At 32.5% G+C, this 12,992-nt stretch carries 14 protein-coding genes; 10 read left to right on the top strand and 4 right to left on the bottom strand.

Going from position 1 to position 12,992, the window contains the following annotated elements; genetic code table 11:
* Window positions 1-125: 125 nt before the first annotated feature.
* Window positions 126-2,102: an alpha-ketoacid dehydrogenase subunit alpha/beta gene (locus FND99_RS01530; protein WP_144336236.1), complete on the bottom strand. Its 1,977-nt coding sequence runs from the start codon at window positions 2,100-2,102 to the stop codon at window positions 126-128.
* A 173-nt stretch (window positions 2,103-2,275) separates the two neighbouring features.
* On the opposite strand from FND99_RS01530, the gene FND99_RS01535 reads away from it, so the two are divergent.
* The 8 genes from FND99_RS01535 (at window position 2,276) to FND99_RS01570 (ending at window position 7,919) form a co-directional block, all read left to right on the top strand.
* Window positions 2,276-3,226 carry an isopenicillin N synthase family dioxygenase gene (locus FND99_RS01535; RefSeq protein ID WP_144336237.1) on the top strand — a complete coding sequence of 317 codons (951 nt, stop codon included), beginning with the start codon at window positions 2,276-2,278 and terminating at the stop codon, window positions 3,224-3,226.
* A gap of 114 nt (window positions 3,227-3,340) precedes the next feature.
* Entirely contained in the window at window positions 3,341-3,673 is a 333-nt protein-coding gene (locus tag FND99_RS01540; protein WP_133523916.1) for a translation initiation factor, read from the top strand.
* 95 nt (window positions 3,674-3,768) lie between these two features.
* Window positions 3,769-4,638: a nucleoside phosphorylase gene (locus tag FND99_RS01545; protein ID WP_144336238.1), complete on the top strand. Its 870-nt coding sequence runs from the start codon at window positions 3,769-3,771 to the stop codon at window positions 4,636-4,638.
* A gap of 36 nt (window positions 4,639-4,674) precedes the next feature.
* Window positions 4,675-5,115: a DinB family protein gene (locus tag FND99_RS01550; RefSeq protein WP_144336239.1), complete on the top strand. Its 441-nt coding sequence runs from the start codon at window positions 4,675-4,677 to the stop codon at window positions 5,113-5,115.
* A gap of 3 nt (window positions 5,116-5,118) precedes the next feature.
* Window positions 5,119-5,511, top strand: coding sequence for a VOC family protein (locus FND99_RS01555; protein ID WP_144336240.1), 393 nt, complete (start codon window positions 5,119-5,121; stop codon window positions 5,509-5,511).
* A gap of 74 nt (window positions 5,512-5,585) precedes the next feature.
* Window positions 5,586-6,065, top strand: coding sequence for a DUF4265 domain-containing protein (locus tag FND99_RS01560; protein ID WP_144336241.1), 480 nt, complete (start codon window positions 5,586-5,588; stop codon window positions 6,063-6,065).
* Window positions 6,066-6,116: 51 nt separating this feature from the next.
* The gene (locus tag FND99_RS01565; RefSeq protein WP_144336242.1) at window positions 6,117-6,968 is read left to right on the top strand and encodes a substrate-binding domain-containing protein; all 852 of its coding nucleotides are present in this window, start codon (window positions 6,117-6,119) and stop codon (window positions 6,966-6,968) included.
* A gap of 18 nt (window positions 6,969-6,986) precedes the next feature.
* Window positions 6,987-7,919: a transglutaminase gene (locus FND99_RS01570; protein WP_144336243.1), complete on the top strand. Its 933-nt coding sequence runs from the start codon at window positions 6,987-6,989 to the stop codon at window positions 7,917-7,919.
* 192 nt (window positions 7,920-8,111) lie between these two features.
* On the opposite strand, the gene FND99_RS01575 is transcribed toward FND99_RS01570, so the two are convergent.
* Window positions 8,112-9,158, bottom strand: coding sequence for a serine hydrolase (locus FND99_RS01575; RefSeq protein ID WP_246074150.1), 1,047 nt, complete (start codon window positions 9,156-9,158; stop codon window positions 8,112-8,114).
* Between the two features lie 298 nt (window positions 9,159-9,456).
* Here FND99_RS01575 and FND99_RS01580 point away from each other — a divergent pair, with 298 nt between their 5' ends.
* Window positions 9,457-9,831, top strand: a complete 375-nt coding sequence (locus FND99_RS01580; protein ID WP_144336245.1) for a hypothetical protein — start codon at window positions 9,457-9,459, stop codon at window positions 9,829-9,831.
* A 244-nt stretch (window positions 9,832-10,075) separates the two neighbouring features.
* On the opposite strand, the gene FND99_RS01585 is transcribed toward FND99_RS01580, so the two are convergent.
* Window positions 10,076-11,527, bottom strand: coding sequence for a glycosyltransferase (locus FND99_RS01585; protein ID WP_144336246.1), 1,452 nt, complete (start codon window positions 11,525-11,527; stop codon window positions 10,076-10,078).
* 451 nt (window positions 11,528-11,978) lie between these two features.
* Here FND99_RS01585 and FND99_RS01590 point away from each other — a divergent pair, with 451 nt between their 5' ends.
* Window positions 11,979-12,386, top strand: a complete 408-nt coding sequence (locus tag FND99_RS01590) for a VOC family protein (RefSeq protein WP_144336247.1) — start codon at window positions 11,979-11,981, stop codon at window positions 12,384-12,386.
* A gap of 97 nt (window positions 12,387-12,483) precedes the next feature.
* On the opposite strand, the gene FND99_RS01595 is transcribed toward FND99_RS01590, so the two are convergent.
* Window positions 12,484-12,981: a hypothetical protein gene (locus tag FND99_RS01595; protein ID WP_144336248.1), complete on the bottom strand. Its 498-nt coding sequence runs from the start codon at window positions 12,979-12,981 to the stop codon at window positions 12,484-12,486.
* Window positions 12,982-12,992: the final 11 nt, after the last annotated feature.

The following is a 12,992-nucleotide window of genomic DNA, read 5'->3' on the forward strand; positions in this document are numbered from 1 at the left end:
CTTGCAAAAGGCGCTTCAATTTTATTAACAAACATAGCTATGCGTTAGAAACTAGGCTTCTTTTTTATTTTCTTAGTCACATCTAAATCCTATGTTTCTATGTGTTTAATAGTATACACAAAGGATTAATATTTCAATAAATCTAAAAGAGTTTCTTCAAAACGGTCTTTTGCCAAAAACTGATCTTCTAATGCTTTTGTAAACGGAATTGGCGAATCTAAACTAGCTACTCTTTTTACCGGAGCATCCAGATATTCAAAACAGTTTTCCATAATTAGAGCCGAAATATCACTTGCAATTCCACCAAACATGGTATCTTCCTGATAAATAATTGCTTTCCCAGTTTTTTTAACCGATGCAAAAATAGTTTCGATATCTAAAGGTTGCAATGTTCTTAAGTCAATTAAATCAGCATCAATTTCTGGATTTTTTGCGAGTGTGTTTAAAGCCCAATGAACTGGCGCTCCAAAAGCAATAATGGTAACTGCATTTCCTTTCTTTAAAACTGCCGCTTTCCCTAACGGAATGGTGTAGTAATCCGTTGGAACGTCTTGATAAATACTGCGATACAATTGTTTATGTTCAAAAAATAAAACCGGATTCGGGTCATTAATAGAAGAATTTAATAAACCTTTTGCATCATAGGGAAACGCCGGATAAACCACTTTTAACCCAGGAGTTTTGGTAAACCAAGCTTCATTTGTCTGCGAATGAAAAGGTCCCGCCTGAGTTCCACCGCCACAAGGCATTCGAACCACAACATCGGCCTTTTCACCCCAACGGTAATGTGATTTTGCCAACAAATTCACTATCGGATTGAAGCCAGTTGAAACAAAATCAGCAAATTGCATTTCGACAATGGCTTTATAACCGTTAATTGATAATCCCATTCCGGTTGAAACGACCGCACTTTCGCAAATTGGCGTGTTGCGGACTCTTTCTTTCCCAAAAGCATCCACAAAGCCATCCGTAATTTTAAATGCACCACCATATTCAGCAATATCTTGCCCCATGATCACCAAGTTTTTATTGCGCCACATAGACTGCTCTAAACTATTTCGGACAGCATCTATAAAACGAATATTTTTTACTTCGTCACCATGCGTATATTCTTTATATTCAAAATCTTTATAAACATCATCTAATTCTCCACTGTAAGTTGGGACAATCTCAGGTTCAGCATTTGCAATGGCTAAATTTTCATCAATTTCTTGCTTTATTTCAGCATGAAGTTGTTCGTCATATTCGGCTGTTAAAATTTCTTTTTCAGTCAAATATTGACGATAATTTGTTACAGGATCTTTCGCAGCCCATTCGTCCATTAATTCCTGCGGTACGTATTTAGTGCCACTCGCCTCTTCGTGACCGCGCATTCTGAAAGTCTTAAATTCCAATAATACTGGGTGCGGATCATTTTGCATTTGCTCTTTTAACTCTGAAAGCTTATTGAAAACTTCAAGTATATTATTACCATCAATAATATGACTTTCAATTCCGTAACCTATGCCTTTATCTGCAAGATTTTCACATAAATATTGTTCGTTTGTTGGCGTCGAAAGTCCGTAGCCATTATTTTCGATGACAAACATTACAGGCAATTTCCAAACTGCTGCAATATTCAGCGCTTCGTGAAAATCTCCTTCACTGGTTGCTCCTTCTCCAGTAAAAACAGCAGTTACTTTTTTATTGTTCTGAAGTTTATCCGCTAATGCGATTCCGTCTGCAATACCTAATTGCGGACCCAAATGTGAAATCATTCCGATTATTTTATATTCTTGCGTTCCAAAGTGAAAACTGCGATCTCTTCCTTTAGTGAAACCATTTGCTTTTCCCTGCCATTGCGAAAATAATCGGTGAAGCGGAATGTTTCTTGTTGTAAAAACACCAAGATTTCGGTGCATTGGTAATACATATTCAGATTCATCTAATACAGCTGTAACACCAACCGCAATAGCTTCTTGGCCAATTCCAGAGAACCATTTTGATACTTTTCCTTGACGAATCAGAATCAGCATTTTTTCTTCGATTAATCGAGGTTTGAGAATTTTTTTATATAAATCAAGTAATTGAGAATCGGTTAAGTTTTGTCTGTAAAAGATCATTGAGTTTAGGTTTTTTAGTGTTTCAAATATAGAAAATTATAACAATTTTATTTGTTTTTGTTATGAAATTTCAATTTTAATATAACTTTTAAAATTCAATTCTAAAATATTCTCTACCTTTGTTTCTGAAAGGTTTTTCGACACCTTTCATCTTTAAATAAAAAATGTAAAGTATGCAAAACATTCCTAGTGTAGACTTACGTGATTTCCTTTCGGACGACCCGAAACGTAAACAAAAATTTGTAAATGAAATCGGCAGTGCATTTGAAAACATTGGCTTCGTAGCCCTAAAAGGTCACTTTCTTGACGACCAATTAGTAGACGAGCTTTATAGCGAAATTAGAAAATTTTTCGCTTTGCCAATAGAAACTAAGCATAATTATGAAATTCCTGGTATTGGCGGACAAAGAGGTTATGTATCTTTTGGAAAAGAACATGCTAAAGGACGAAAAGAAGGAGATTTGAAAGAGTTTTGGCATTTTGGCCAGTATGTTGACAAAGATTCAAAATACGCGTCAGAATATCCAGAAAACGTTGAAGTAAAAGAGTTGCCACGTTTTAACGTAGTTGGTAAAGAAGCGTACCAAATGCTTGAAAAAACAGGTGTTTATGTACTAAGAGCTCTAGCTTTACATTTAGGTTTAGATGAATTTTATTTTGACGAGTACGCAAAAGACGGAAATTCAATTTTAAGACCAATTCACTACCCTCCTATTACTGTTGAGCCAGAAAACGCGATTAGAGCAGCAGCTCACGGTGACATCAACTTGATCACACTTTTAATGGGAGCTCAAGGAAAAGGATTACAGGTTCAAAATCATGACGGTGAATGGATTGATGCTATCGCGGCAGATGATGAATTAGTAATTAATGTTGGTGATATGTTGTCAAGACATACCAACAACAAATTGAAATCGACAATTCACCAAGTGGTAAATCCACCGAGAGAATTATGGGGAACTTCACGTTATTCTATTCCGTTTTTCATGCACCCAGTAAGCGATATGCGTTTGGATTGTCTTGAAAACTGTATTGATGCTGAAAATCCTAAGAAATTTGAAGACATTACAGCGGGCGATTACCTATACGAACGTTTAGTAGATTTAGGTTTGATTAAAAAATAAAAAAACTTAAATAAATTTCAATAAAAATTCCAAATTCCAATTCAACTTGGAGTTTGGAATTTGATTTTTATGCACTATATTTATTGGGATTTATTTTTTAGAATAAAAAAAATTATGGATTTTAAAGATCAATTAAAAAACTTATTTCCAGATCACGTAGAATCAAACGAACCTGAGGAAATTCAGGCCGAAGAGCATGTTTTGTATGTTCAAAAAGAACCTATGATCTGTAAATTTGAAAAACGAAAAGGAAAAGCAACTACGATTATTGAAGGCTACGAAGGATCTGATGAAGATTTTAAAGTATTAGCGAAAGAAATCAAAACAAAATTGAGTGTTGGCGGTACTTTTAAAGATGCTTCAATTATTATTCAAGGCGATTACCGCGACAAAATCATGGCGATTTTAAAAGAAAAAGGATTTAAAACCAAAAGAGTTGGAGGTTAAAAAGTTTCAGGTTTAACGTTTCAGGTTTCAAGGTATTGAAGTCTGAAAAAAAAACTTAGAATCTCAGCATCTCAGAACCTTAGCATCTTAAAGAAATGATACAAAACTCAGAATTAATACTTAACCCAGACGGAAGTGTTTATCACTTAAACCTTCGTCCTGAACATATTGCACACGATATTATTTTTGTTGGCGATCAAAATAGAGTTGAAAAAATTACTCAGTTTTTTGAAAAAATTGAATTTTCAACACAAAAAAGAGAATTCAAAACCCAAACCGGAATTTACAAAGGAAAACGTATTTCGGTTATTTCTACAGGAATTGGACCTGATAATATTGATATTGTGTTGAACGAACTTGATGCTTTGGTAAATATCGATTTAGAAACTCGCAAACCAAAAGAGAATTTAGTTTCGTTGAATATCATCAGAATTGGAACATCTGGTTCTTTACAAGCAGATATTCCTGTTGATAGTTTTGTAATGTCAAAATTCGGACTTGGTTTAGATAATATGCTTCGTTCCTATTTAATTGATGACGTTTCGAATACTACGATTGAAGATGCTTTTATTACACATACCAATTGGGATGCAAAAAAAGGAAGACCTTATGCAATTGCTTGTTCAGAAACTTTAGAAAAAATTATCGAATCAGATAAGATTTTCAAAGGAATTACAGCAACAGCTGGCGGTTTTTATGGACCACAAGGACGTGTTTTGCGTTTGAATATTCAAGATGAAGAATTAAACAATAAAATGGATAATTTTGATTTTGAAGGAAATAAAATCACTAATTTAGAGATGGAAACGGCAGCAATATACGGGCTTTCGGCACTTTTAGGGCATAATGCATTATCTTTAAATGCGATAATAGCGAATCGTGCTTCGGGGACTTTTAGTGAAGATCCTTATAAGGCTGTTGATGAGTTGATTGCGTATACATTGAACAAATTAGCTGAAAAATAATTAGAGAATTAAGTCTATTCAAAAATGAGATAATTTATGAAAAATGCGATTCTTAAATTTGAGAAATTATTAAACGAAAATATTGATTTTTTCCCCACAATTAAAGATGAAATTTTAGAAGCAAAAATCCCTGGGAAATGGTCTAAAAAAGAAATTTTAGGACACTTGGTTGATTCTGCTATTCATAATTTAGTTCGTTTTACTGAGATTAATTATTTGGAAAAACCTTATCACCACAGGCCTTACAGCCAAATGGAATTGGTTAATTTGAATCAGTATCAAATAATTCCTATTGCAGAATTAACGCAATTGTGGTTTGCGTTAAACAAACAAATTGTTAGAATTATGAAAAGCGTTGATCACAAAGCATTGGATTACAAAATTATATTGGCAGATGAATCTGAAATTGATTTAAGGTTTCTAATGACCGATTATGTTGAACATTTAGAACATCATATCAATCAAATAAAATCATAAGTTATGTTTTTAAGAGTTGCCCGACACACGAATGATTTAAAAAGAATTGAAGATTTTTATGTAAATGTGCTTGGTTTTGAGCAATTAGGAGAATTTCAAAACCATAATAATTACAGTGGCATTTTTATTGGAAAATCGGGTTTAGACTGGCACTTTGAATTTACGCAATCAGAGTCTGTAGCCAAACATATTTTTGATGAAGATGATGTTATTGTGCTCTATCCAAAAGCAATTGCTGATTATAACGAATTAATACATAGGCTTGAACAGCTGAATATCTCAACAATAACTGCAGCTAATCCATTTTGGAATGAAAACGGAAAAATGATTCAGGATCCAGATGGTTATCGCATTGTCATATCACCCTTAAAAGCTGTAATCAGCGAAATTGAATAATAAATTAGATAATTAGCCAATTTGAAAATGAGATAATTATTTAATATCTACTAAAAAACATTACAAAACATAAAATGCAGGAAACCGAAACACATAAAAAAATACTATTTAGGTATTATAGTGATTTGCTAGAAGATATGGTTGTAGAAACTATGTGGGCAGAAATAATAGATTTAGAAAAAGGATATTTTAAATTAGATAATATTCCTTTTTTTGGACCTTTAATTGCAACAGACGATATTTTCTTTGCAGAATTTGATAAAGATGAAGAGAAACTTGTTTATAGAGAAACTATTGAAACTTCAGGAAACTCAATTGTTCAGGTTGTTATTTTAGAAAAAGGTTTTGACAAAGAAATTATTAGAGAAAAACTTAAAGAAATCAATTGCGAATCTGAAGGTATGAATGAAACTCTATTTGCTGTTGAAGTAATTTTTGATATTGATTATTCTATAGTAAAAAATATCTTAAATGAATATGCAGATCTTTCAATTATAGATTTTGGAGAGCCTTGTCTTTCTGAGAAACACCGAGCTGATTTATTAAAGAACTAAACAAACAAACTTAAAATACGCATACCAAACTTAACTTAAACTCAAACTGTAATGAAAACTGTAAACATTGTAGGTGTTCCCGAACACTTCAATTTACCATGGCATTTATGCATTGAAAATGGCGAATTTGAAGCAGAAAATATTGATTTGCAATGGAAAGATATTCCAGAAGGTACAGGCAAAATGTGCCAGATGCTTCGCGACGGTGAAGCTGATATTGCGGTTATTTTGACTGAAGGAATTGTTAAAGATATTTTGAATGGAAATCCGAGCAAAATTGTCCAGATTTATGTTCAGTCTCCTTTGATTTGGGGAATTCACGTTGCCTCAAAATCAGATTATCAATCTGTAAAGGACCTCGAAAATAAAAAGGTTGCGATTTCTAGAATAGGTTCTGGCTCGCAGCTTATGGCGTATGTAAACGCAGCAGAACAAGGTTGGGAATCTGATGATCTTAAATTTGAAATCATCAACACGATTGACGGTGCTGTTGAAGCCTTGACAAACGGAACCGCAGATTATTTTATGTGGGAGCGTTTTATGACAAAACCGCTTGTTGATAAAGGTATTTTTAGACGCGTGGGCGACTGCCCTACTCCGTGGCCGTCGTTTGTGATTACAGTACGCGATGAATTTTTGAAAAAGAATGCAAAAACGGTTGAGAAAATTCTTGAAATCATCAATAAAACAACTCAAGATTTTGCCGAAATTCCAAATATTGACAAGACTTTAGCAGAACTTTTTAATCAAAAAAGAGAAGATATTCAAGAATGGTTGAAATTGACACAGTGGTCTCAAAAACATTTAAATGAAAAAGCATTTATCAAAATTCAAAATCAATTATTTGATCTCGGAATTATTGATAAAAAAAGTACTTTTGTTGAAACGGTAAAAGCGCTGTAAAAACTGCTTTGATTTTTTATGATGAATTTTCCCAAAATTGACTTTCCGCGATTAAAATCCAAATTACAGGTGAAATCACCTTGGGATAGGATTATTATTATGCTGTTGAGTCTTTTAATTACGATCCCAATATTCATCATACTCCATCAAAATCTACGCGATTTAAACTGGACGTTCAATTTAGATCGCGTATTTATTTTTTTATTTGTTTTCGCTGCCATCTTTTTCCTGCTGATGTTGCTCAGAACCATAATTATTCTATGTGTTGCCGTTTATCTTTTGGTACTTTTTTACGGAACAGTGATTGGAAATTATGGCTTTAGCGAAATTTCTGAAGATTATAATTCGATGATTTATACGATGTCAGATAATCCTTTTCCACAGGATATTATTGTGGCAAAACTGCTTCCTTTTCCAAATAAAACTAAAATTATAAATGCTATTGAATATCAAAATCCGAAAGTTCGAAATTTTGCTATAATGGCTACTACAAAGCATTTTAAAGGAATTAGAGGCTATTCCGATTATCGAAACACTATTCAATGCTTTGCTGTTTTTAAAGAAATAAACAGCCGTTGGAATTACGTAAATGACCCAAAAGAAGGTGATTATATTGCAACTGCAAGCGAATCTTTAGAATATTTTTCTGGTGATTGCGACGATCATTCTATTTTAATGGCAGCGGCAATTCGTGCTATTGGCGGAACTCCAAGGCTTATTCATACCAAAGGACATATTTATCCTGAAATATTGATTGGTTCATTAATTGATTTGGAAAAAGTCAATTTCTTGATTAAAAATGTGCTTTTTGTCAAAGAAAGTTATGGCAAAAAAATACATTATCATATCGATGAACGCGGTCAAGTCTGGATGAATCTTGATTATACGGCAACATATCCAGGTGGGCCATTTTTGTATGATGAAATTTTGGGTGAATTGACTTTAAATTAATTTCGTTTATCTTGTTGCGTGTTTAAACACATAGAAACATAGATTTTATCTACATAAAGAGATTTTAAAAGAAACTAGTTTCTAACACATAGCTATTATGTTTGTTTAAAGATGTGAAGAGCCTTTTTTAAATGCCTTTGATATATCTTTCCATGTATTGTAAAATATTTGAACCTATTTCTTAATCAAAAATTATTTTGATTTTGCGTATAATTCTCTTCCAAGCGCTGCAAAAAATGGAAGCGAAACCGAATCATATTCGTAAACATTATCATTAAAAATTCCGTCCTTATTAACCAACATTGTTGCTGAAACCATGAATTCTATTTTATTTTCAGTGTCAACAATATAAGCGGTTTCGGTCATCGTGCCGTAGGCTTCACCAATTTTATTGTAAATTTTTATGTTATTCGGAATTGGATCTTTGGAATCGCCAAACATGAAAAATTTACAATAACTGTCATAATATTCCTTTGGATCATAACCTGCATTTCTAGGTAAATTCTGCATAGAAAACAAAATGAATTCACGGTCTTTTTCGGATATTTTAAAACGTTCATTTTCTTTAAAAGCCTCAGGAAAAACAATTCTTTTTAAAGTATTATGAAGTGTTTCCAGCGGATAATAATTTTTCTTAGAAAAATCAAAAGGTTCGCTCACAAGTACATCACCTTTCATAAATCCGGTTCCTTTTACGAGATTATTAAGAACCAATGGTGCGCTTTTTTCGTTAAGTTTTGCTGGAAAAACTTCCACCGAACCATCATCTTTATACAGCGTAACCGCTTTTACGAGCTGATTTGCGGGTTCGGCGCCAGAAAGTCTGTGACTAATTTTGAAAGGCTCTAAACCTTTCTCCTTCATTTTTTGATTAATATAATCAAAGCCTGTAAACTCAAATAAATTGCTGCTTGCAACATTGTCGCTTACAGCAAAAACTTTTTTGATTTCATCAGCAAATTTTAATTTATCAGGATTTCCATCGATAGTAAATGTGCTGTTGACAGAAGTATTAGCAATTGTGTTTAATTTTTCAACCGCCAAAATTGCAATAGGAAGTTTTATTGTACTTGCAGGATAATAATAATTTGATGCGTCTAAATGATACGTGTAATCTTTAAAAGCAACAGTTCCTTTGTTCCGAATGATTTGAGTGTAAATGATTTGAAGTTCATATTGCTTAGAATTTTTCACGACTTCTTTTATTTTCTCATTATCAGAAGCTAAAACTTTATCCAAAACATTTTTTTTTGAACTGCAACTAAAGAGCATAAAAGCGATAAAAAAGAAAATATATTTTTTAAATAATGACATAATTTGAGTTGAAAATAGAATCTCAAATATAAAGATTGCAGATTAGTTTTTACTTTATAAATGATTTTTTTATAGTCTGCTTATCTTCAATTTGTTATGAAATACGGCGATTCAAGCTGTTTTTTTGGTCTTTAAATTCTGGTATTTTAAATATTTGATTATAAATATTTTAACTATTGATTTTTTTTGTAACTTTTCATGTCTAATTTTTAATCACAGCATTATGAAAAAATCTAAATTATTTATCTTCGGAATTTTATTATCAGCAGTTTTAGTTCTTTCATGCACCATGGCAAAAAGAAATGAGTTAGTAAGTTCTTGGAAAGTGACTTCGGTTGAAGGCAACCAAACACCACTTTCAGATTCATTAAAAAGTGTAATACTTGCTAACGGTCAATTGACGTTTACTGAAGATGGTCATGTAACAGGATTTTTACAAAGAGAAATAACAGATGGTACTTATGCCTTAACAAAACAGGGAAAAAGTTTGGTAATTAAAGATGAAACAGGCACACCATGGCCTTGTGTAAGCACAATTACAAAAGATGAACTGATTTTAGAGGCTAAAGAAATGAAATTAAAACTTAAAAAGATTTAAGTTTGTTTCAATACAAATAAGCACATAACCACATAAAAAATATCAACTCCTAATTTCTCTCGAATTTTAGGAGTTTTTTATTTAATGGAAACACGAATTAGAAAAGCTTTTTTAATTAAAAATTCTAAGAGTTATGAAAGTTTTCAGGCAATGGCGTCTTTCAAATTCGCAGGATTAGATTAAAGCAACACTTTAACTAAAAACACAAAACCCGCCAGTATTGATGGGTTTTGTGTTTTATATATTAAGATAATCCGCGTGTCAACCAGCCTTTTTTATTGGCAGTTGCAATTGCGTAAGGTGTTATCCAAAACAAACTGAAAGTATAAAATATACTGTATGAATATGCCCAAAAAGCATCAGTAAAACTGTATCTTTTAGCATAAAATAATACTGAAAAGGTGGAGACAATCAAAATGCTTAAAAGCGTCGAACTGAAAAACAAAACCGGATGAACAGCAATAAAAAACAGCATAAAAAGCAAGAACGGATACGCCATTACTATTTTAAAAGACTGATTTAAAAACAATAGTCTTGCGCCAAATTTTGACTCATTTCTAAAATCTTTAAAAACATATTGCGCCATCATAATGTTCTCGCGGACATTGCTTCTGCCCCATCTAATAAACATTTTATATAAGCCTTTGTATTCTTCTGGAACGTTTGTAAGAACGTAAGCATTTCTTTGGAACAAAACATGAAATCCTTGTTTTAAAATCATGTTTGTCATTGCTCGATCTTCGCCAATGTCTGATGGCTGGCCCATAAATGTTTGATTTATCCATTCTGGAAGACATTCAAGAACGGCGTCTCTTTTATAAGCTGCAGCAGCACCAGGCGTGCACAAAACAGAACCCAACATGCTTTCTGCAGAACGCATAAATTCAAAACTCATTACGAAACTAACATTCAGCATTTTTGGCAATAAAGCTTTTTTATTGTTTAAGACATGAACATTTCCCGCAACTGCACCGCATTTTTCGTCAACAACAAACGGACTTACAAGATTTCTTAAAGTATCTTTTTTAACAATAGAATCACTGTCAACCGTTACAAAAATTTCGCCTGTTCCAAGTTCAAAACCACGATGTAAAGCATGGCGTTTTCCTTTATTTTCAGGCTGTTGATAAATTGACAAACGGTCTCCAAGTTTAATTTTTGCCTGTTGCATCCAGTACCAAGTATCGTCTTTACTTCCATCGTCAATGGCAAGAATTTGCATTTTTTGTTCGGGAAAATCACTGTCAGCAAGACTTATTAAAGTTTCCCAAACTAATTTTCCCTCATTATAGGCAGGAACAATTACGGTGCATGTTGGCAGTAATTCATCTGAAACGGATTCAATTGGTTTGTAATTAAAATAGAGATACAAATTGTACAAAAATGTTCCTGTTTGAAAAAAGAATAAAGCCGTCGCTAAAATCAGGAACGGAAATCCCCAGCTTGAATTTATTCTTTCAATTTGAAATTGATCAAAGTCGGATTGAAGGTTATAAACCACAAAGGCGCCACCAAACATTAATAAAAATGTCCCACCAAGTACTAAAGAACCTAATGGCGTCGCGGTTTTTTGCGCGTTTTGTTTGAATAATTGGATTTTAGAAAGAAAATTTGATCCTTTTGTTGCTTGTTCTTTTCTATTTAAAGTTTTATCTGAAGAATAAAATTGTTCTGAAATAATGGTTTCGCTTTTCATCGAGGCTATTGCTTTAATTGTAAAATGGCTTTTAAATTTGAATACAAGCATTTTTACAAGCGCCGTGCCACAAGTATAGTAAAATTGATAATGAGGAGTTTAGCGGTTTTTACACAAAATAGGAATGTATAAACTTTACACAGTTGTAAAAAGTTTATACTCGGAATCCACTGTAAAAGCTAGGAAAATAAAGAAGTTCAGAGCTATTAAAAACGAAAATCAATTGACATTATTGTTTTTATTCTTCAAAATTTTTCCGCCTTTTGAAAATTCGATATCAGTTATATGACGGTAAAAATATATAGTATTTTCATGATTTTTATTTTTATAATTCATTTGCATCTAATTAATTTACAGAGATCAACGCATTGATCACATCAATTTAAGATTGCTTTGAGTTATAATCTTCAGCGATATTTTTAGTATATTTAAATTTTAAAAACCAAAAAATATGGAAGATTCAAATAAACAGCAAGACAATATAGTGCCAAAAGTTACTGGTATTGGCGGTATTTTCTTTTTTACCGAAAATCCGAAGGAAACAAGAGATTGGTACGCGAAAAATTTAGGAATTGAAGTCAATGAATGGGGTTCAACATTTGAATCAAGAAATATTGATAATTCCGATTTGAAAGAAGCGCTTCAATGGAGTCCTTTCAAAAAAAATGATGCTTATTTTTCGCCTTCAAAAAAAGAATTCATGATTAATTACAGGGTTCAAAATATAGAAGGTTTAATCAACCAGCTTAAAGAAAATGGTGTAACAGTTTTAGATGATATTGCAACATACGATTATGGCAAATTTGTGCATATTATGGATGCTGATGGCAATAAAATCGAGCTTTGGGAGCCTGCATAAATCAACAAAATGTATCCAAACAAAAACTCCAGAATCTATTAAAATTCTGGAGTTTTTTTATGATTAATTCAACAAAATATAATTTCAAATTTTGATATTAAAAAGCAATCCCAAACTGAAAACCTATCGTAAAAGTACATGGATGATCATTGCCAAAACGAACCGGCAAAGGCACTGCAGCATAGTAACTGCAACTATTTGTCTTATAAAAACGTTTATTGAAAACTGGGGTAAAACCGTATCTTCCGCCAGACTCAAAAGCCGCTCGTCCTGCAAATGTGTAGCCATTTCCTAATGCAACCAAAACACCCGGATGAAATAATAAATTAGTTACTTTGCTTGTTCCGTTATCGTCTTTTATATTTGGAACCATTTCAAAAGAAAATCCAATTTTTTCATTCTTCCAAATGTTGATTCCAGTTGGAAAACCTACTGCATAATAATCCCTGAAATTTACCGAAGTTTCGTCACTGCTGAAAGTAACAATGGGATGCATAATACCAAAATAGCCCGTTATTTTTGGATATGTTGTTTGAGATGAAACTTTAATACTCAAAAGTAATAGGGCAAATAAAAAGCTTGATTTGAAAAACATTTTTTTAGTTT

It is taken from the genome of Flavobacterium daemonense (assembly GCF_007341385.1).
GTDB classification, from domain to species: domain Bacteria; phylum Bacteroidota; class Bacteroidia; order Flavobacteriales; family Flavobacteriaceae; genus Flavobacterium; species Flavobacterium daemonense.

Bases quoted from the DNA above. Each gene is read 5' to 3' on its own strand.
- FND99_RS01530 (WP_144336236.1), bottom strand. From the start codon at position 2,102: ATGATCTTTTACAGACAAAACTTAACCGATTCTCAATTACTTGATTTA.
- FND99_RS01535 (WP_144336237.1), top strand. From the start codon at position 2,276: ATGCAAAACATTCCTAGTGTAGACTTACGTGATTTCCTTTCGGACGAC.
- FND99_RS01540 (WP_133523916.1), top strand. From the start codon at position 3,341: ATGGATTTTAAAGATCAATTAAAAAACTTATTTCCAGATCACGTAGAA.
- FND99_RS01545 (WP_144336238.1), top strand. From the start codon at position 3,769: ATGATACAAAACTCAGAATTAATACTTAACCCAGACGGAAGTGTTTAT.
- FND99_RS01550 (WP_144336239.1), top strand. From the start codon at position 4,675: ATGAAAAATGCGATTCTTAAATTTGAGAAATTATTAAACGAAAATATT.
- FND99_RS01555 (WP_144336240.1), top strand. From the start codon at position 5,119: ATGTTTTTAAGAGTTGCCCGACACACGAATGATTTAAAAAGAATTGAA.
- FND99_RS01560 (WP_144336241.1), top strand. From the start codon at position 5,586: ATGCAGGAAACCGAAACACATAAAAAAATACTATTTAGGTATTATAGT.
- FND99_RS01565 (WP_144336242.1), top strand. From the start codon at position 6,117: ATGAAAACTGTAAACATTGTAGGTGTTCCCGAACACTTCAATTTACCA.
- FND99_RS01570 (WP_144336243.1), top strand. From the start codon at position 6,987: ATGATGAATTTTCCCAAAATTGACTTTCCGCGATTAAAATCCAAATTA.
- FND99_RS01580 (WP_144336245.1), top strand. From the start codon at position 9,457: ATGAAAAAATCTAAATTATTTATCTTCGGAATTTTATTATCAGCAGTT.
- FND99_RS01585 (WP_144336246.1), bottom strand. From the start codon at position 11,527: ATGAAAAGCGAAACCATTATTTCAGAACAATTTTATTCTTCAGATAAA.
- FND99_RS01590 (WP_144336247.1), top strand. From the start codon at position 11,979: ATGGAAGATTCAAATAAACAGCAAGACAATATAGTGCCAAAAGTTACT.
- FND99_RS01595 (WP_144336248.1), bottom strand. From the start codon at position 12,981: ATGTTTTTCAAATCAAGCTTTTTATTTGCCCTATTACTTTTGAGTATT.